Source organism: Bacillus sp. FSL L8-0099 (assembly GCF_038006385.1).
GTDB classification, from domain to species: domain Bacteria; phylum Bacillota; class Bacilli; order Bacillales; family Bacillaceae_G; genus Bacillus_A; species Bacillus_A toyonensis.
In genome coordinates this window covers 5,131,499-5,151,904 of record NZ_JBBOVC010000001.1, presented here as the reverse complement: position 1 = coordinate 5,151,904, position 20,406 = coordinate 5,131,499, and the positions used below count along the sequence as shown (strand labels likewise).

15 protein-coding genes and 1 riboswitch are annotated in these 20,406 nt (G+C 37.3%); of the genes, 6 read left to right on the top strand and 9 right to left on the bottom strand.

What is annotated here, in order from left to right; all coding sequences use genetic code 11:
• Positions 1 to 59 precede the first annotated feature (59 nt).
• Entirely contained in the window at positions 60 to 938 is an 879-nt protein-coding gene (locus MHH42_RS26385) for a cell wall-binding protein EntA (protein WP_097895635.1), read from the bottom strand.
• A 675-nt stretch (positions 939 to 1,613) separates the two neighbouring features.
• On the opposite strand from MHH42_RS26385, the gene opuD reads away from it, so the two are divergent.
• Together opuD and MHH42_RS26375 are read left to right on the top strand one after the other, a co-directional pair.
• Positions 1,614 to 3,131 carry a glycine betaine transporter OpuD gene (gene opuD, locus MHH42_RS26380; RefSeq protein WP_001230123.1) on the top strand — a complete coding sequence of 506 codons (1,518 nt, stop codon included), beginning with the start codon at positions 1,614 to 1,616 and terminating at the stop codon, positions 3,129 to 3,131.
• Between the two features lie 383 nt (positions 3,132 to 3,514).
• Positions 3,515 to 3,649, top strand: coding sequence for a hypothetical protein (locus MHH42_RS26375; RefSeq protein WP_000833064.1), 135 nt, complete (start codon positions 3,515 to 3,517; stop codon positions 3,647 to 3,649).
• A 146-nt stretch (positions 3,650 to 3,795) separates the two neighbouring features.
• Here MHH42_RS26375 and MHH42_RS26370 read toward each other — a convergent pair whose 3' ends face one another.
• The 6 genes from MHH42_RS26370 to MHH42_RS26345 form a co-directional block, all read right to left on the bottom strand.
• Positions 3,796 to 5,097, bottom strand: a complete 1,302-nt coding sequence (locus tag MHH42_RS26370) for a glycosyltransferase family 2 protein (RefSeq protein ID WP_000988737.1) — start codon at positions 5,095 to 5,097, stop codon at positions 3,796 to 3,798.
• The gene (locus MHH42_RS26365) at positions 5,094 to 5,849 is read right to left on the bottom strand and encodes a diguanylate cyclase domain-containing protein (protein WP_000794326.1); all 756 of its coding nucleotides are present in this window, start codon (positions 5,847 to 5,849) and stop codon (positions 5,094 to 5,096) included. Before MHH42_RS26365 ends, MHH42_RS26370 begins: the two co-directional genes overlap by 4 nt.
• A gap of 263 nt (positions 5,850 to 6,112) precedes the next feature.
• Complete coding sequence (locus tag MHH42_RS26360) at positions 6,113 to 7,324, bottom strand: NupC/NupG family nucleoside CNT transporter (protein WP_001051017.1); 1,212 nt, start codon at positions 7,322 to 7,324, stop codon at positions 6,113 to 6,115.
• Positions 7,325 to 7,689: 365 nt separating this feature from the next.
• The gene (locus MHH42_RS26355; protein WP_016107262.1) at positions 7,690 to 9,411 is read right to left on the bottom strand and encodes a C40 family peptidase; all 1,722 of its coding nucleotides are present in this window, start codon (positions 9,409 to 9,411) and stop codon (positions 7,690 to 7,692) included.
• Between the two features lie 211 nt (positions 9,412 to 9,622).
• Entirely contained in the window at positions 9,623 to 10,507 is an 885-nt protein-coding gene (locus MHH42_RS26350) for a D-amino-acid transaminase (protein ID WP_002060282.1), read from the bottom strand.
• A gap of 593 nt (positions 10,508 to 11,100) precedes the next feature.
• Entirely contained in the window at positions 11,101 to 13,029 is a 1,929-nt protein-coding gene (locus MHH42_RS26345; RefSeq protein ID WP_016107261.1) for an LTA synthase family protein, read from the bottom strand.
• A gap of 548 nt (positions 13,030 to 13,577) precedes the next feature.
• Between MHH42_RS26345 and MHH42_RS26340 the strand changes: the two genes are divergently transcribed.
• Together MHH42_RS26340 and MHH42_RS26335 are read left to right on the top strand one after the other, a co-directional pair.
• The gene (locus MHH42_RS26340) at positions 13,578 to 13,943 is read left to right on the top strand and encodes a YkvA family protein (protein ID WP_000810376.1); all 366 of its coding nucleotides are present in this window, start codon (positions 13,578 to 13,580) and stop codon (positions 13,941 to 13,943) included.
• Between the two features lie 50 nt (positions 13,944 to 13,993).
• A complete protein-coding gene (locus MHH42_RS26335) occupies positions 13,994 to 14,485 on the top strand; it encodes a metal-binding protein (RefSeq protein WP_001139015.1) in 492 nt (163 codons plus the stop codon).
• A 113-nt stretch (positions 14,486 to 14,598) separates the two neighbouring features.
• Here MHH42_RS26335 and MHH42_RS26330 read toward each other — a convergent pair whose 3' ends face one another.
• Positions 14,599 to 14,916, bottom strand: coding sequence for a DUF4870 domain-containing protein (locus tag MHH42_RS26330; protein ID WP_001014094.1), 318 nt, complete (start codon positions 14,914 to 14,916; stop codon positions 14,599 to 14,601).
• A 296-nt stretch (positions 14,917 to 15,212) separates the two neighbouring features.
• On the opposite strand from MHH42_RS26330, the gene lldP reads away from it, so the two are divergent.
• Both lldP and thiC read left to right on the top strand, forming a co-directional pair.
• Positions 15,213 to 16,871, top strand: a complete 1,659-nt coding sequence (gene lldP, locus MHH42_RS26325; RefSeq protein ID WP_097873023.1) for an L-lactate permease — start codon at positions 15,213 to 15,215, stop codon at positions 16,869 to 16,871.
• A 70-nt stretch (positions 16,872 to 16,941) separates the two neighbouring features.
• Positions 16,942 to 17,057: riboswitch (TPP riboswitch) on the top strand.
• A 113-nt stretch (positions 17,058 to 17,170) separates the two neighbouring features.
• The gene (gene thiC, locus MHH42_RS26320) at positions 17,171 to 18,931 is read left to right on the top strand and encodes a phosphomethylpyrimidine synthase ThiC (protein ID WP_340894580.1); all 1,761 of its coding nucleotides are present in this window, start codon (positions 17,171 to 17,173) and stop codon (positions 18,929 to 18,931) included.
• 103 nt (positions 18,932 to 19,034) lie between these two features.
• Here thiC and MHH42_RS26315 read toward each other — a convergent pair whose 3' ends face one another.
• On the bottom strand, positions 19,035 to 20,393 hold the full coding sequence (locus MHH42_RS26315) for an arsenic transporter (protein ID WP_016107258.1): 1,359 nt from the start codon (positions 20,391 to 20,393) through the stop codon (positions 19,035 to 19,037).
• Positions 20,394 to 20,406 lie beyond the last annotated feature (13 nt).

Here is a 20,406-nt window from a genome sequence, read left to right as displayed (position 1 = left end):
TAAATAAATAAAAGCCAGCTCTCAACAAAGAGAACCGGCTGTAATTTAGCAGTCATTGGTTATTTTAAAATTTTCACTTTAACAGTTTTGCGTCCCCATTTTTGGGCAGCGCTATCTGATCCAAGTAGAATGTCGATACGGTTACCTTTAATTGCACCGCCAGTATCTCCAGCGATAGCTTCTCCATAACCTTCAACCCATACTTTAGATCCTAATGGGATTACTTTCGGGTCAACAGCGATCATTTTCATGTTTGGATTCGCAGTTAAATCATGACCCATTGCAGTTAATACACGGCCGCCATATGTGCCACCGTTTTCGCTCGGGTGAGCTGTATATGCTGTAGCTACAACTGTTAACTCACGACCACCAGAAGGTTCGCTAGTTTCAGCAGCTTTCACAGCAGGCTTAGCAGCTGGTTTTGCTTGTGCTACAGGTGCTTGAGCTTTAGCTGGTGCTGCAGCTTTAGCAGGAGCTGGTGTTTCTTGTTTCTCAATAACAGGTGCTGTACCTGTTAAGAAAGGAACATGAACATAAGCTGTTTTCCCGTTATATTCAAATTGTAACCACTCATTTTGTACTTGGTTCGTTGTTTCGATCATATCGTCCTTCTTCAACGTTCCAAGAATTTGTGAGTTTGTGTTCGCTTCAGCACGTACGTTTAACACGTTAGCTGTTACGTAGTAGATGCTTTTTGTGAACTCTGCACTTACGAATGCGTCTTTACCATCTAAAGTGATTTTTGACCATCCGTTCTCTGTATTTAGAACATCTATTTTATTACCGTTTAGTAATTTACCGACAACTTTTGATTCAGTAGTAGGGTTTTCGCGTACGTTTAGTACGTCTGTTGTTACAACAGTTTCTGCATTGGCAGATGATGTGAAAATCCCAAGACCAAAAACTGCTGCTGTTGCTATACCAATTAATTTTTTCATGATAGCCTCCATTGCGTTTGTTTTCGTGTCCTCATTATAGCAACAGATTTTTTCGGATTTGGGGAAAACACACAATTACAAACCATTCGTAATCAGTCGTTAACATCCTGTAATATAACAAAAAATAAAGGAAAGCGTTTTTCATTCTATATGATTAGTAGGTTTCTAGTTATATTCAAAATATTTAATACAACATATTTTTTTCGACGTAAATAAAAATGTTACGAGAGTATTACAAAACGTTTACTATACAGTTACATTCCTTGAGTATTTTACCGTTTTATGGGTAATATAGTTATATAAACATAAACATTTCGTTTGTGAAGCTATAAACATGTGCTATATACTAGTAAAAAAACCGCATAATTGTTACAAGAAGAAAAGGTTGCAAGGAAGGAATTTGCCCTTTTTACATATGTAACACATCCTTTTTTGGGAAAATACATTCCCATCCGCATTTTTCTCGCACAATTTGGCAGCAGTATTTCTACCTTGTAGCTCTTGCAGAGTGAAAAGGTTATACGGAAGGTAAGGCTGTCTATAAGAATTCTAATTGGTGAAGGTGAAAGTAAGAGATTTGAAAGAAAATCACCGCAAAAATTATAGTTTTCTATCCGATTTAACATATCGGAATTTATGTTATTTACAAAAGTGAAACCTACGAAGGGGGATTTGATGAGGAAACTGACAAAGACATTCATCGTTTCATTAACATTATGTATTGCATTTACAATTTGGGGGATTATTCCCGAATCTATTATTGGACAAGGTAGCCTAGGAAATGTAACAACTGCAATTCAAACTGCACTAGTTAGTAAGTTTGGATGGTTTTATATTATTTCTGTTTCTATCGTTTTAGGTGTGTCCATCTTTTTAATTGTCTCGAAATACGGTTCTATTCGTTTAGGTAAAGATGATGACGAACCTGATTATAGTTATATGACATGGTTTGCTATGTTATTTAGTGCTGGTATGGGTATCGGTTTAGTTTTCTGGGGTGTTGCGGAACCATTAAACCATTTATACGCACCTCCGTTTGGAGATGGTGCAACTGAGGAAAGTGCGCGTCTTGCACTGCGTTTTTCATTTTTCCATTGGGGATTACATCCTTGGGGACTATATGCGTTTGTAGCGTTATGTATTGCGTACTTCACTTTTAGAAAAGGAAAAGCAAGTACAATTAGTGCGACAGTAGGTCCGTTATTTAAGGGCGGGGAACATGGGCGTATTGCTCATTCATTTGATGTGTTAGCTGTGTTCGCGACTGTGTTTGGTGTTGCGACATCATTAGGTCTTGGGGCAAAACAAATTGCAGGTGGTGTTAGCTATTTAACATCTATCCCTAATTCATTAACGACACAGTTAGTTATTATCGCAATCGTAACAGTTCTTTTCATGTTATCTGCGCAAACCGGTCTTGATAAAGGAATTAAATATTTAAGTAATACGAACATTATTTTGGCATTTGCACTTATGATAATTGTATTATTTGCAGGTCCAACAAACTTTATTATGAATTACTTCACTTCAACGATTGGTTCTTACATTCAGGAATTGCCAGGCATGAGTTTCCGTTTAAGTCCATTGGATGAAGGCGGAAATCAATGGATCCAGTCTTGGACAATTTTCTATTGGGCATGGTGGATTGCATGGTCACCATTCGTAGGTACATTTATTGCTCGTGTGTCACGAGGGCGTACGATTCGTGAGTTTGTTATTGGTGTGTTACTTGTTCCGACCGTAATTGGTGCACTTTGGTTCTCTGTTTTCGGCGGGACTGGTATTCATATGGAGCTGTTTGGTGATGCGCATATCTTCGACAAAGTGAAAGAGATGGGAACAGAAGTAGGATTATTCGCTATGTTCGATCAGATGGGTAGCTTTGGATCAGCTTTATCAGTTTTAGGTATTCTACTTATTGCAACATTCTTTATTACATCAGCAGATTCTGCGACGTTTGTTTTAGGAATGTTAACGACGCATGGTAGTTTAAATCCACCGAACCGCATTAAAATGGTTTGGGGGATCGTTCTAGCCGCGATAGCTTCTACCTTATTATATGTTGGCGGATTAGAAGCATTGCAAACGGCAGCTATTATTGCGGCATTCCCATTCGTCTTTGTTATTTTCTTTATGATGGCAGCATTATTTAAAGAATTGCAAAAAGAAGGACGTATGAAGCAACATAAATAATAGAAGGAAAAGGGCTGATTTCATATCAGCCCTTTTTTATCCCTCTATTTGTGGCAGTAAGACACCCACCTCAAAATTCAGCAAAAGCAAAGAAGTTAAGTGGGAGATGAACAAAGCCCTACTGATTAAAGTTTCATTTTATATAGAAGAGATTTTAAATACAAATCAGGGAAATAAAATACTGTACTATATAAGTAGTATGCCTTTTATACGAAGAAAAAATGATAGCTTTCGACAATGTTCGATATTTTATGAATTCTATTCATATTTTTGTCAAAAATATGTCGGAAATGTGTTGTCACTTTTATGTATATGTGCTATATTATTTCCTGTAAGCGATTTCAAATAGTTTTAAAGCGCATTCAAGGGGGACATCTAGAATAATGAAACGTTACGAAAGAAAGTGGAAGCATATTTGTTTGAAACGTGTGGCACATCGAAATGTGCAAGAAAGCACGGAACCTAAGACTGAAACGCGCAAAGATCAGCAAGAGAAGCAATTGGTTCTACAAAAATAGCAATCACTTTTTCGTATATAAATGAAGGTCGATCGTTCGTTGGGGGATGGACGTGAAATTACTTTCAGCTAAGGGGTATTGTCTGATATATAATTTATACGGCAATAAATAAGCACAGAGCATACGGCGCTCTGTGCTTATTTTTATTATTTATCTTTTTTGAATCGAACGGTTTTATCCCAGCCGATGACTTGTTTCTTGCTCTTTGCACGTAAGTATAAGATTAGACTGCGAATAAATAAATACGTGAAGAGCTGTGCGTACGTAAAGTACATGATGACGCTAATAAAAATATTCGTCGGTGTAAAGGTTCGTTCGACGCTCTGGGCACTAAATAATTGCGAAACATATGTAATATATGCAACATACCACATAAATAGTAACGGAATACTATATTGAATCTGGAATATCCCGAGTAGTCCAATGACAAACCAAACGTTTGAAATGATTAAAAATAGCCAAAATACGACATACACTAAAACTTGCTGCAAGGAATGGACAAGAAGTTTCCCTTTAAAGAAACTTAACGAAGAAAACATCTTTTCTAAAATATAGAGGTTTCCTTGGAGCCAACGTGTACGTTGTTTAATAAGAATTTTTAAATGCTCAGGTTCTTGTTCCCATGTAATCGATTCTGGAACGATTGGTAAGAGATAGCCTTTTTGTGTAATTCGTAATGTTAATTCAGCGTCTTCTGCAATTGCATAAGGATCATAGCCACCAAGCTCTTCTAAGGCAGAGCGACGAAGAAGCATGTTCGTTCCTGTTAGTGAACCTGTTTGGAATAGTAACCAGCGTCCAGATTGCATAAGGAGCTGGAAGATTTGAAACTCTAGTGAAATCATTCGTGTCAGCCAGTTTCTGTTTTCATTGACTGTACGAACGTGTCCAACAGCCCCAACAGCATCTTTGGTTGTTTCAGCATGTTCGACAAGCATTCGCAGAGCATGTGGTTCAGGTTGATTGTCTGCATCGTAAACGCAGAAATATTCACCATCCGAAATACTAAGCCCATAGTTTAATACACGTGATTTTCCTTTTGGTTCACCAGGCGGGACACGAATGTGACGGATATGAGCATAAGCTTTGTCAAAATCATCACCAATTTCAGGTGTTTCATCCTGAGAATTATCGTTTAATAAATAAACAGTTAGTTTGCCTGGATATTCAATCTTTGCCATCGCCTCTAATGTATCTTTAATAACGACCCCTTCATTATGGGCGGGTATTAAAATATCGACGCTCGGATAATGTTCTAGCGTACGATCTTTTCGTTTACTATTTCGGTGAATTAAGCCTGCGAGTGTTAAGAAAGAATAATAAACGAGTAAGCCAGAGAATAGAAAGGCTGTAAAAATAAGTACGTATTTAATTGAAAATGCGATGCTAATCCAAAAAACGAGTACACAGAATAAAAGAAATAAAAGGAGTATAACAAGCGTCATCATAATAATGTCGGTCCTTTACTTCCAATTTGCTCTCGCGAAATTTTTATATCTTGAATTGCTTCAGCAGCAAGCCATTGCCCCATTTTTGGCTGTAGGCGGTTCATTACAATGTTAGCACCGGCTTCATTTGTGTTTTGTAGTAAAATAACCAGTGTATTGCTATCGTATTCAGCAGCAAGGTCAAAGTCATTTCTTACCGTTTCAACTAATAATGAAGCTACACGGTCCATGACGCTTTCTTTCGTGTATTTACTAAAGGAAGCGAAATCGAAGTAAATGATAATACCTGATTCATTGCGACGATTCATTGCAGTTATTAATAATGCTTGTCTTCTTTCGAATTCTTGTCTCGTTAATAATTTTGATTCTCCAATGTATTGTTCTAGCGTTCTCACACGTTCAGTTAATTCTTTATTCTCATGAATAACTTTCTTTAATAGATGTGTTGAGATGTAAACAATGAAGAAGTTTGCTACCATCAGGAAGTGAGTAATAATGTACTCCCATTGATCTGATGTACTCCATAAGTAAAGCCACGCTTGATAGAATAAATAGAATACCGAAATAATGGTTCCCAATATGAAGAAAACAAATGCGGTTTTATCAGGCAAAAATAGAAATAGTACATTAACGATTACATATATAATTGTAAAAATGAGAGCATGCTCATAATGCGTCACATGTACAGTTGTAAAATAAAATAAAATTTGTAAAATCCACATAGAGAAGACTTTATAGAAATTATTTTTCACAAACGTTCCTCCTTAAAGGTAATTCAGGCAAGGATACTTGTAGTATGCGCAATTAATAAGAATTAGACCATGTAACTGCAATTCATTTTTAATAGAACAAAATGAAGTAGTATCTCCCTTGCACAAGAAAAAATAAACAGACTTACTAATTATTGTATCATAATGTTCTTGTATTTAAGTATAAAGTATTTTGCATATATAAAAAATACATTTATATATGCAAAAAAAATCTCCTCTTTGGAAAGAGGAGATTTGATATAAATTTATAGGAACATCATACCTGCAACTGCTGCGTTTAAGAAGTTCGCTAGTGTACCAGCGATAACTGCTTTAATCCCTAATTGTGCAATTTGTTTACGGCGAGTAGGAGCTAACGTTCCAGTTACACCTAATTGAATTGCAATAGAAGAGAAGTTTGCGAATCCACAGATTGCGAATGTTAAAATCAGATTTGTTTTTGCAGAAAACTCTGCCATATGTGGTCCTAAGTTTGCATATGCAACGAATTCGTTGATTGCAAGTTTTTGACCGATAAAGCTTGCTGCTTGTATAGCTTCACCTGGAGAAACCCCGATTAAGATTGCAAATGGTGATAATAAGTAACCGAAGATTAAATCTAGGCTAAGTTTAATATCGAACCAAGAACCAACCCATCCTAATAATCCATTTAATAAAGCGATTAATGCGATGAAAGCCATTAACATTGCTGCTACGTTAATAACAAGTTGCATACCTTCAGATGCACCACGTGCAGCTGCATCAATAACGTTTGCATCTTCACGTTCTGTAGAAAGCTCAACGTTATTATCTACTTCTTCTGTTTCTGGCATAATTAGTTTTGCAATTAATAAACTTGATGGAGCTGCCATAATTGCTGCTGCTAATAAGTGTTCTAACGGAATTCCCATCGCTGCATAGCCGACAAGAACTGACCCGGCAACAGCCGTCATACCACTTACCATAATAGTGAAGAACTCACTATTTGTTAAGCGTGCTAAGTAAGGTTTGATTAAGATTGGTGCCTCAGTTTGTCCTAAAAATACAGTTGTTACTGAGTTTAAACTTTCTGCTTTAGAAGTTCCAAGAAGTTTACTTAATGCACCACCAACGACACTAACAAATTTCTGCATAATACCGAAATGATATAAGATTGCTACTAATGAACTAATAAATACAATTGGAAGTAGTGCTTGAATAAAGAAGACAAATCCCCAAGGGCCTTTTGCGTTGACTAAATCCCCAGCAACGAACTTAATTCCCTCGTAAGAAAAATTAATTAATCCTTGAACACCATCAGCAGCGTGTTTTAAACCTGCTTTACCAGCATCCCAGCGTAATACGATAAATGAAAATGACATTTGTAATGCTAGCGCGATTAAAATTGTGCGCCAATTAATAGCTTTGCGGTTGGAAGATAGTAAAAAAGCAATTGCTAATACTCCAATCACGCCGCCAATTCCCCATAAAAGATTCATGCAGTGTATGCTCCTTCCTCATAGTAAAAAAGTGTATAAACCAGTTGTCTATACTTTTGCGAATATAACATCTTAAGTAACTTATCATAATGGACATCGGAGGTCAAACGTCTAACGAAAAGTTTAAATAAAAAGAAAATTCTTCAAAAAAACACATATGAAATGAATAGACATGAAATAGGTTATGTTTTTTGTGGAAATATATTCATTGTGATAACGTTTTGAATAATTTTTATAGAATATAGTGTATGAAATAGGAGAAGGTATGCATTATTTTTGTGTGGAGAGAGAACAAAAGGGGATTACTATATTGAGTTCTTTAAAAAAGAGCCTTCTAGTAATCTAGAAGGCTCTGAAACTATAACTTAAGGTGCTTTCGTATAACCTAAGAAGTGGCTCTTCCAATAAGAGTTACTTAGTGAAGCAATTGCTACACCTTTATCTCCAGATTGGATAAATGATCCGCCCCCAAGGTAAATTCCCATATGAGAAGGACCTGCTTTATAAGTGTTTTGGAAATAAATTAAGTCGCCTGGTTGTGGACTTGAAGTTTTCGGTAAGCTGCTCCAATATCCTGCAACACTTTGACGGCTAATGTTATGACCAAATTTCTTAAATACGTGGTAGATGTAACCACTGCAGTCAACACCGTTAGCAGAAGTACCGCCCCAAACGTATGGTACACCTTGCATAGATTTCGCGTATGCAAGTAGAGAAGAAGTGTCACCGCTGTTGTTGCCTGTATTGTTGTTGTTTTGATTGTTGTTATTTTGATTATTATTGTTGTTAGGCTTATCTACTGCACCACCAACTGGTGTTTTAGATAGGAAACGTGTTCCGATATAACCATTTTGGCCATTATAGTTAATTTTACTCCATCCAGAGTTTTCAGAGATTACTTGCACCTTCTGTCCTTGTGAAAGTGCCCCTATGATTCTATAATTTGTACCTTCGCCACTACGTACATTTAGTGCAGAAGCATTAATGTAGTAGTCACCAATTGCACCTTGGTTAGGTTTTTCAGGTTGTTTTGGTTGTTCAGGAGTAGCAGTGCCACCTTTAACGAATTTTACAAACTCGCTACTCACAAAACCAGTTTTTCCTTGGTAATTAACTTTAAACCAGCTACCTTCAGATCCAACTACGTTTAATGTTGTACCATTTAACACGCCGCCAATTACACTATGGTAAGCAGCAGGGCCTGTACGAACACGTAGAGACGTTGCGTTAACAACGTAAGTACCACCAGTTTGAACAGTTACGTTATTGTTTTGATTGTTGCCTTGTGAACCGTTTTCGTTAGAACCGCCCTTTGTTACGTAGTCTTTACTTATGTAGGCAGCTTGTCCTGCATAATTGATTTTGAACCAATCTTGAACTTCGCCAACAACTTGTACTACTTGTCCTTTTGTAATAGAAGCTATAGTTGTGTGAGAAGTACTAGGACCTGTACGAACACGAAGGGAAGATACATTTACTGTATAGTTTCCGCTTGCTGGTTGTACAGTTTGTTGATTCGTATCGTTTGTAGCTCCTGTATTTGCAGAAACACCTGATACGAATTGGCCACTAACGTAACCAGTTTGTCCATTGTGGTTGATTTTCACCCAACCATTTTCTTGACCAATTACGTTTAATGTTTGTCCTTCATACACACGTCCTGAAACAGAACTAGAAGTGTTAGGAGCTGTACGTACACGTAATACATCGGCAGTAACTTTATTCTTTCCACCTGTTGTACTTACATTAGAATTACTTGCTCCCTTTTTTGATACAAATTCGCCACTGACAAAGCCAGTTTTTCCATTATGGTTAATTTTGAACCAACCATTTTCTTCGCCAATCACGTCTAATGATTGACCGTTATAAACACGAGAGATGATATCTTGAGAAGTGCTTGATCCTGCACGAACATGTAATACATCAGCATTTACCGTGTAAGATGAAGTGTTAGGTGCAGAAGCTTGTACAGTTTGTGTAGCAGTTTTTTGTGTATTTTGTTCCGGGGCAGCTTGCACACTATCAAGTGTAGGGGCTGCTCCTCCTGCTACAGACACTGCCGCAAGACCGGCAAGGTATTTTTTCATAGTTTGTCGATTCCTTTCTGTCTGTAATGTAGTGAAGAAAAATTTACCAACTATTAAAAATTCTAAAAGGCATGTCGATTACTGTCAAGACTTATGCGGGAAACTGAATGTGACAAAAAGATTACAAGAAAAAAATCAAGGCAGGAATTTCTACCTTGATTTTGATTTAAATACATATATTAACATTATAAGGAGTGATAATTATTCGTATTTAAGAAGATGGAGTGTTCGATTTTAAAAGGCTTTGAGAAAATGATTTTTGTATTGTTTTTGTAATGGGGCCAACTTGACCATCTTGAATCGCAGCTCCATCAAGGTGAGTCATCGGTAAGATTTCAATCGTCGTGCCTGTAAAGAAACATTCATCGGCTTGGTAAACGTCACGAATGCTAAAAAGTTCTTCTTGTACAGGAATGTGAAGAGTATTAGCTAAAGAAAGGACATACTGACGAATAATTCCGTTTAAAATAAGATGATTGGCTGGATGTGTGTAGAGTGTTCCATTTTTAATTAAAAAGAAGTTGGAACGGCTACCTTCAGTTACAATACCATTTCGTACGAGAAGGGCTTCTTTACAACCTTTGCGTTCAGCTTTCGTAGCAGCTAATACATTTGGTAGTAAATTTAATGATTTAATATCACAGCGAAGCCAGCGAGTATCTGGTTCTGATATAGCACGTACACCATATTCAATCCATAAAGCCGGTCTTTCCTTCTTTGTGATATAGGCATAGATTGTCGGGGGAATGTCATATGAGAATGCATGAGTACGAGCTTGTACACCGCGAGATACTTGCAAATAAATGGTTCCATCTTCGTAGAAATTATTACTTTCAATGAGTTTGTAAAGCAAGGTGATGAGCTCTGCTTTTGAGAAAGGGAGCGATAATTCTATTTCTTCCAGGGAGCGATATAGTCTTGTTATGTGCGGATCTAATAAGTGAAAGTTTCCGTTGTAGAGCCGCATTACCTCGTAGACACCATCTCCAAATTGCAAGCCTCTTTCTTCTAGTTCTATGTATGTTTTTTGTTTTGTTGTATCAATAACTGCATCATTCCAAAGTACAAATCTTTCATATGCCAATTTCCATCCCATCCTTTCGTAAGTACTGAAGTAAGGTGAAACTTTGATTAATCGAGCTTATACGGTTAGTAGACTGCCCGTATGATTTTTGAATCCGACCGAATTTTGAAGTGGGATTCCTATTGCTGGTTAACGCGGCATAAAATCGCTATAGTAATTTTTATGTAAGCAATACTCTACATATGACGTATATGTATTTGTAAATAATAGGGAAGTAATAGAGATTTATAGCATTTTGTATATACAAATTCGAAAATAAGAAATAAGAATCCTGCCTATAAATAAAAAAAAGCAACATTCATATGGAATGCTGCAAAAGGAGGGTAGCTATCTTTCATAGGGATATCATCTTATTGAAGGTTTTGTACGTGAGAACAAAACACTTTAAAAGACAATTAAAAGAAAGTAGAAAACAAACGGTTCGCATATTTCTTTAAGGGATCTTATTGAAGATGAGAGATAAGAAATATGTAGAACCTTGTTTGTATATTTTATTATAGGGATGTTTCGTTAATGTGGTGTGAATATTTGGTAAAGGTTATGTAATTTTAAAGTTAATGAATAGGAAAGGAAGGATAGCGGAAAATAAAAAAAAGAGGCTGAGATTACTCAGCGCTCTTCTTTTCTTCTTTAATAGCTGTTTTTACTTCACCAGTTTTAATCTTGTTACTTTCAGAGAAGCGAAGTAAGTCACCTTCAATGAGTTTGTCTGACATGTTCAATTCATTTTGGGCACGATCAATGAGTGGTTGAGATTCTTCTTTCGGTAATTGTACAACTTCGCCAGTAGCACGGTCGTAGAATGTACTGTTCGTGTACATGTACTTATCTGTAACGAAGCTACCGTCACGAAGAACAACGAATCCTTTATTATCAGGTGAGAATACGTCATGACCGAATCGAACGTCATCCGTAGAATCTACACCAAGTAGGTTTAGAATAGTTGGTTTAATGTCAATTTCACCAGTTGGTTTTGAAATTGTTTTACCTTCTTTTTGACCTGGAACGTGAATAAACATCGGTGTTTTTTGTAAGTTCATATGGTCAAATGCAGTAATTTCTTCTTTTCCTAAGAACTGTGCCATTGCACGATTATGGTTTTCAGAAATACCATAATGGTCACCGTAGAATACAATTACAGAGTTGTCATAAATACCTTCTGCTTTTAGACGCTCAATAAAGTGTTTCATTGCTTCGTCTAAATAACGAGCAGTTACCATGTAACGATCGAATACACCATCACCAGAATTGTATTCATCGATTAATTTCGTACTGTCATCATAATAGAATGGGTAATGGTTTGTTAAAGTAAGGAAGCGAGTATAGAATGGTTGCTTCACTTCTTTTAACATATCGATAGACTGATCAAAGTATTCGATATCTTTTAATCCCCAGTTTAATTTTGTCTCTGGCGTAATCTTGTAGTCAAGCTCGTTGTAGTAACGATCATAACCAAGTGCCGGATACATAATGTTACGGTTCCAGAATGTTGCGTTGTTTGCGTGGAATACCGATGTGTGGTACCCTTGCTGACGTAAAATTTCTGGAGTTGCTGTGTATTCGTTGTTACCGTGTGTGAAGAATACAGCACCACGGTCTAGTGGATATAAAGAAGTATCTACTAAGAATTCAGCATCAGATGTTTTACCTTGCCCAGTTTGATGGAAGAAGTTATCAAAGTAATAACTTTCTTTCGTAAATTGGTTTAAGAATGGTGTAACTTCTTGTCCGTTAACTGTTGCGCCAATTAAGAATGTTTGTAATGACTCAAGAGAGACAACAATTACGTTTTTTCCTTTTGCAGTACCGAACATATTTGGATCTGGTTTACTTTGTGTTGTTTTCACATAGTTTTCTGTTTCTTGTAATTTACTACCGTCTGCAAATGCCTTTTGTGAACTTGACTTCGCTTGTAAGCCAAGATCGTATGCTTGGTGTACATATAATCCTAAGTTTTTAACAAGCATAACGCGGTCGAATGAACGTGTTAATAGTTCTGGACGTTCAGCTTCTGCAAACCCTAGGTTTACGAAGAAAATAGCAACTGTTGACACGAAGTATAGAGAACGCATCGGACGTGCTACACGCTCTGTCGGTGCAAAGTTTTTCTTCTTCTTTAATAAGATGAAGAATACGATAATATCCGCAAATGCAAGGATAATTTTGTAGTTAAATAATTCTTTTACACTAGAACCTAAGCTTCCAAAGTTAGAAGTTTGCCCTAGTACTGGTAAAGTAACGAAGTCATTGTAGAATCCGTAGAACATTACGTTACCAACAAGAATGAACGTTAAAACAAAATTAATTCCAAGTGCTATATAGTTACGTTTTTTTCCTTTTGCAAATAATGCAAGTCCCACAAACAGTAATGATGCTGCTAATGGACTAATGAATAAAATGAATTCTTGCATGAAAGATTCAAGTTTTAAATCAAAGCTTGTGCGTGTAATAATGTAGGTTTTCAGCCATACGGCTAAAGCTACGAATAAAGTGAAACGCACATTTTGAAATTGTGATTTCAAGGTTTCTTTCATTCATTTCCACCCTTTCTCTATCAGGCTTGGTCGATTTTGGAGCGAAAAATGTTAAAATAAAAAATACATAGTTTCTTTTGCCATAATTAGAGCTTCTATATTCACCCATATACGACTTTAACTATGCATACCCTTTTTTGGTTTCTTTTGCTGCTCATAAGTATAACGTCATTTCTGTATTATACAACAAAATTCATTTCTGAGAAACACTATAACATTTTACATTTTTTGTATGTGTTTTGTCACTACCAGAGAAAACTTTATCATTCGTTTATATGTCCGTCAACTAGAAAATATAACAAAGATAGAGAAGAATGTTAAGTGAAAGTGAAAATTTTCATGGTTGAGAAATAAGAAATGGAGATATGTAATGGTTTGTCTAGAAAACTATTATATGAAGGAAAGGGTATAAAAATTAACGAACGCTTGTTCTTTTTAGTTTTGTTTGTTAAAATAAAAATTTATTGATAGATTATGTGTAATTTTGATGAACTTTTACTGGTAATATATTGTAGCTTATTTCTTTTGAAAAATAGGGGGGCTTTTACATGAAACAAAAATTTTCAGTTGAAGCGTTTTGGAAAAAAGTAAAACATGTTGCAAAGCAAGCTGGACAGTCAGTCATTTATGCAAGTTTATTACTGTTTTACGTTTTGCAAAGACCTGATGTTCCAAAGCGGGTGAAAATTATTGTAATTGGAGCACTTGCTTATTTTATTGCACCGATTGATGCCATCCCAGATTTCATTGCTGGAGTTGGTTATACGGACGATTTAGGGGCATTAACGGCCGCACTAATACAGGCGTCATTATATGTCAATGAAGATGTGAAAGATAAGGCACGAGTGAAGTTGGCAGAATGGTTTGGTTCGGATATAGACACATCATTTATCGATCAAAAATTAGATCAATAGGTGAGAACTGTCATAGAGTGACAGGGCGAACGTAAGCGAGGAAGTGCATTATGCCATCAGGAAAAACGCATACGAAAATAAACTTAATATCCCTTCCGGTTGTTTTGTTTCTGCTCTTTTCGTATGGATTAACAAATTTTGATTTTTTATTAACTTTTGCAATTGGCTTTTTAGTAGGTACTTCATTTTTAACACCTGATTTAGATACGTACAGTAATGCGTATAATAAATGGGGATTCCTGCGTATATTTTGGTATCCGTATAAGAAAGTAATGCCACATCGTTCCTTTCTTACACATACGATTATACTTGGTGATGTAATTCGTATTGCATACATGTTAATCGTATTTTCTCCGTTTTTATTTCTATTAAATGTAATAGCACTGGACGGGAACTTAATAGAAATTGCGAAAAAACATGAGGTGGAAATTAAAACGTTCCTAATGGGAATTGTTGTGGCGAGCACGCTTCACATTATAGCGGATAAAACGAATACGCGCCGAAAGAAAATGATGAGAAAAAAGAAGAAACGAAGACGATAAAGTGAAACTTTAATCCGTAGGGGCATCCCCCGCTAATTATTAGCTCACACTAATCGGGAAAAGGACACTTGCAAATTGCAAGTGTCCTTTTTTAAACAAACGTTTGTTTAAAATTAAGCTTTCAGCACTTTAATTCCTTTTACAATGTTCCAGATGAAGTAGTATAAGCTGATGATTCCGCAAATAGCTAAGACAATCATTGCTCCAATTCCAAGTGTTACATCTGGTTGGTCCGATCCGATGCCCATAATTCCTAAAATGGCTACGCCGATAAATGTAGCGATACTTGGAATAATATGTGTCCATAGAGCACGTTTTGCATGTGGCTTTGTTTCAGCATCCCCCACAATCCAAACGATGATTGGGAATAAGATAGGGGCAAATAGTACACTAAAGTATGATAAAGCAGCTAGTATTTTGTTTCCATTCATATATATCACCTCATAAATAATGTCCGTTGTTATACTATTATTATGCAGTAATTTTTACAAGCTTACTATCGATGAACATTACAAGAACGTGACGATTTTGTAAGATTTTTTCTTTAAATAATAAAATTTTCAAAAAAATCTTTTTTTATGGAAAATGCTGTGATAAAGTATAAATGGGATTAGATGAAAACGTTTTCTTGAACGTTTTTTATTTTTAGACTTAAAGGTATGATGACCTGATAGTCTATTGATGAGGTTATTCTATTTAAAAGGGGATTCTTTAGGGGGAGAGAACAATGAACACATGGACACAAGTTTATGATCCGTTCGGTAACATTTGGATTTCGGCAGCAGTCGCACTTATTCCAATCATCTTTTTTTTCTTAGCTTTAGCAGTTTTCCGCATGAAGGGGTATGTGGCAGGGTTTATTACAGTTGTACTTACAATTTTAGTAGCGTTATTCGCTTATAAAATGCCGTTTACGATGGCGATGGCAGCAACCGGATACGGTTTTTTATACGGACTATGGCCAATTGCTTGGATAATCATTATGTCGGTATTTTTGTATAAAATTTCCGTAAAAACAGGTCAATTCGATGTCATTCGTGCATCTGTATTATCTATTACAAACGATCACCGTTTACTCGTTATTCTAATTGGTTTTTCATTCGGAGCATTTTTAGAAGGGGCTGCGGGATTCGGTGCACCAGTAGCAATCACGGCAGCGCTTCTAGCAGGTCTCGGATTAAATCCTTTATATGCGGCTGGTCTTTGTTTAATCGCAAATACTGCACCGGTAGCATTCGGAGCGATGGGAATTCCGATTACAGTTGCTGGACAAGTAACGGGTATTGATCCACATAAAATCGGACAAATGGCTGGACATCAGTTACCGTTTCTATCATTATTTGTTCCGTTCTTCATCGTATTTTTAATGGATGGATTTAAAGGGGTAAAACAAACGTGGCCTGCGTTACTTGTAGCAGGTAGCTCGTTTGCAATTACACAGTTTATTACAGCAATGTTTCTAGGGCCAGAGCTTCCGGATATTACGTCAGCACTTGTAAGTTTAGTGAGTTTAGCGCTGTTCTTAAAAGTTTGGCAGCCGAAAGAAATCTATCAATCTAAACAAGCAAATAGTGAAGTAGCGGCAACAACGACGACATCTATGCCAACACTCACAATAGGAAAAGTAGTGAAAGCATGGTCTCCGTTCATTATTCTAACGGTTATGGTAGTTGTTTGGAGCCAAAGCTTCTTTAAATCCTTATTTGCTCCAGGAGGTGCTTTAGAAAGTCTTGTATTTAAGTTTGAAGTTCCAGGCTTACACAATTTAGTAATGAAAGCAGAGCCGATAGTAAATAAACCAACGCCTTATGAAGCAATTTTGAAATTAGATGTTTTATCAGCGACTGGAACGGCAATTTTAATTGCTTGTATTATTTCTATCTTTATTTTGAAAATGAGTGCAAAAGATGCAGTAGCGACATTTAAAGAAACGTTAAACGAACTTAAGATGCCAATTCTATCTATCGGATTCGTATTAGGATTCGCATTTATCGCAAACTATTCTGGTCTATCTTCTACATTAGCGCTAGCGCTAGCAGGAACTGGCGGACTATTCCCGTTCTTCTCACCATTCCTAGGTTGGATTGGTGTATTCTTAACAGGATCTGATACGTCAGCGAACGCACTGTTCTCGAATTTACAAGCAATTACGGCGCAGCAAGTTGGCGTATCTGAAGTACTTCTCGTTGCGGCAAATACAACAGGTGGTGTAACAGGTAAGATGATTTCTCCGCAATCGATAGCAATTGCTTGTGCGGCAGTTGGACTTGCCGGAAAAGAGTCGGATTTGTTCCGTTTTACAGTGAAGCATAGTTTGTTCTTCGTTATTATTGTTGGGATTATGACGTATGTTCAGGCTTATTATTTAACTTGGATGATTCCGTAAGCGGAAAATAAATAAACTTTGCATTTTTCAGATTATCGTGTATGATGGGAAAGTATTGAAAATTAAATCAGTGATAAACTAGGGGTGCCTAACGTATGCGTAGGCTGAGAGAGAAGCGTGTGAACTTCTTAACCCTTTGGACCTGATCTGGCTCGTACCAGCGTAGGGAAGTTAACGGCTTTACATAATGATGTCTTTTATGAGCCAGGTCCTTATTTTTTTATGGACCTGGCTCTTTTTGTTTTGGCATACGCTGGCCATATCTCGTCCTTGTCACGTACAGGGGGGCAACAAAGGTTATGAAACAATCTGTTTCAGCTGAGCAAATTGAATTGAAATCGAGTTTACCAGGAAGTAAGAAAGTGTATGTAGATGGACCACGGGAAGGTATGAAAGTACCGATGCGTGAGATTGCACAAAGCGATACGAATGGTGTCCAAAATCCGCCCATCCGTGTGTATGATACGAGTGGACCTTATACAGATCCTGAGTATAAAGTGGAGCTGGAAAAGGGGTTGCAGGCGCCGCGTCATTCTTGGATCCTAGGGCGTGGTGATGTAGAGGCATACGAAGGGCGTGAAGTAAAACCAGAGGATGACGGTGTGAAAGTGGCTTCGAAACATACACCTGTTTTCCCGCAAATGGATCGTAAGCCGCTTAGAGCGAAGGAAGGTGCAAATGTTACGCAAATGCACTATGCGCGTAATGGCATTATTACGTCTGAGATGGAGTATGTTGCGATTCGTGAAGGAGTGGAGCCTGAGTTTGTTCGTAAGGAAATCGCAGAAGGTCGTGCGATTTTACCAGCGAATATTAACCATCCGGAAGCAGAACCGATGATTATCGGACGTAACTTTCATGTGAAGGTAAATGCAAATATCGGAAACTCTGCTGTATCTTCTTCTATTGCAGAAGAAGTAGAGAAGATGACATGGGCAACGCGCTGGGGTGCAGATACGATTATGGATTTATCTACAGGTAAAAATATTCATACGACGCGCGAATGGATTATTCGTAATGCTCCTGTACCTGTCGGAACTGTGCCCATTTATCAAGCACTTGAGAAAGTAAACGGAATTGCAGAAGATTTAACGTGGGAAGTGTACCGTGATACGTTAATTGAGCAAGCGGAGCAAGGCGTTGATTACTTTACGATTCACGCTGGTGTATTACTTCGTTACATTCCAATTACTGCAAAACGTACGACAGGTATCGTTTCACGCGGTGGTTCGATTATGGCACAGTGGTGTTTATTCCATCATAAAGAAAACTTCCTATATACTCATTTTGAAGAGATTTGTGAAATTATGAAGCAGTACGATGTTTCATTCTCGCTTGGAGATGGATTACGTCCAGGTTCGATTGCAGATGCAAATGACGAAGCGCAGTTCTCGGAGCTTGAAACGCTTGGTGAATTGACGAAAATCGCTTGGAAACATGATGTGCAAGTTATGATTGAAGGACCTGGACATGTACCGATGCACTTAATTAAAGAAAATATGGAGAAAGAACTTGATATTTGTCAGGGCGCGCCATTTTATACACTTGGGCCGCTAACGACAGATATTGCACCAGGATATGACCATATTACATCCGCAATTGGAGCAGCAATGATCGGCTGGTTTGGAACGGCGATGCTTTGTTATGTAACGCCGAAAGAACATTTAGGTTTACCAAATAAAGATGATGTTCGAGAAGGGGTTATAACGTATAAAATTGCAGCACATGCGGCTGATCTTGCGAAAGGGCATAAAACGGCTCATCAGCGTGATGACGCACTTTCAAAGGCACGTTTCGAATTTCGCTGGCGCGATCAATTTAATTTGTCTTTAGATCCTGAACGTGCGATGGAGTATCACGATGAAACGTTACCAGCAGAAGGAGCGAAAACAGCTCATTTTTGTTCAATGTGTGGACCGAAGTTTTGTAGTATGAGAATTTCACATGATATTAGTGAATATGCGAAAGAAAATGACTTAGAAACGACAGAAGCAATTGAAAAAGGAATGAAAGAGAAGGCGAAAGAATTTAAAGATACTGGTAGTCATTTATACCAATAACACGTTACACCTCTTTACTTGATTGATCACACTGTAGTACCTAACTTAATTATAGAAAAAGCCCCCTTTGCTAAGACGGTAGCAAAGGGGGCTTCTGTTTTCTTTATAAGGCAAAGAAGAGGTGTACCCAGTAGTATAAGAGGAATAATGTGACGACTGTTGTGAGAGGAATAACGATGAGAGATACGCTTAAATAATCTTTCCATTTTACTTTAATTTTGTTTTGTTTCAGAATATACATCCAGATGAGGGAAGCTAGTGTACCGATTGGTAATAATAGTGAACCGATGTCACTACCAATAATGTTTGCGAGGTAGATTGTTTTTAATGTGACTGGATCTAGCCCCATTTCTGTTAATGTGATTGTACCAATCATAAGGGCAGGGTGGTTATTGAAGACGTTAGAGAGGATGGATACAAGTCCGCCCATTGCAAAGCTAGCATAGAGTAAATGCTGACTTACAAGTGGCTCGAGCCATTGCACAAGTGCGGCTGTTAATCCTGCGTTGTGAAGCCCGTAAATAATGACGTACATAGAGAAGGCGAAGATTAAAATGTGCCACGGTGTCTTTTTCAAAATATCGACAGGGTTTGTTCGTAAGTAGTACCATCTCCAGATAAGAAGAACGAGGGAACCGAGCACCGCAACGATTTCGATTGGGATAGATAAGAAGGATGCAACGAACAGAAGACAGCGCATAAGGAAGACGAAACCTAATACTTTTAACATGAATTTTGTACGTTTTTGTTTCGTATCAACAGAATTGTTTCCTTTTAACGGATGGAAGTTTTTCGTGAAGAAAATTTCTTCAATATCATATGAAGAAACCGGTAATTTCTCTGGTAATTTTTTCTTTAAAACAGTGTACATGAGCCATGACATAAACAATAATCCTAATGTTGCAGGTACAAACATCATAGCAGTATGCATATAAAGAGTCATATTAACGATATTTAATGCGATTAAGTTTACGATATTACTTACACCGATTGGTGCACTAGAAGCAGTGGCGATTAAAGCACCGCTTAATAAATAAGGAATTTGTTGATGAGGCTTTAATTGAAGATTTTTCAGAAGAAGGATTAAAATTGGGGTTGTAATCAAAATACTACCGTCATTATTAAATAAAAGAGTCATAAGAAAGCATAGTAATTGAATGTACCAGTATAGGCGGCGTCCAGAACCTTTCGCTAAATTTGCGAGTTTTGCTGCAGCCCAATGGAAGAAGCCGAAGCTTTCTAATATAACTGCCATAACGATGGTCGCCAATATCGTTATGGCAGCGCCTCCGATTTTACTTATAATGTCCATGACATCTGGCTTTGATACAAGTCCAGTAATGAGGATAATACCAGCACCAATTGCTGCTGGCCATGCCTCATTTAAGCCACGAGGTCGCCAAAAAATAACAACCATCGTTAAGAAGAATACAATAATAGTAATCCATATCTCAATGCTCATAGTTAGCCTACCT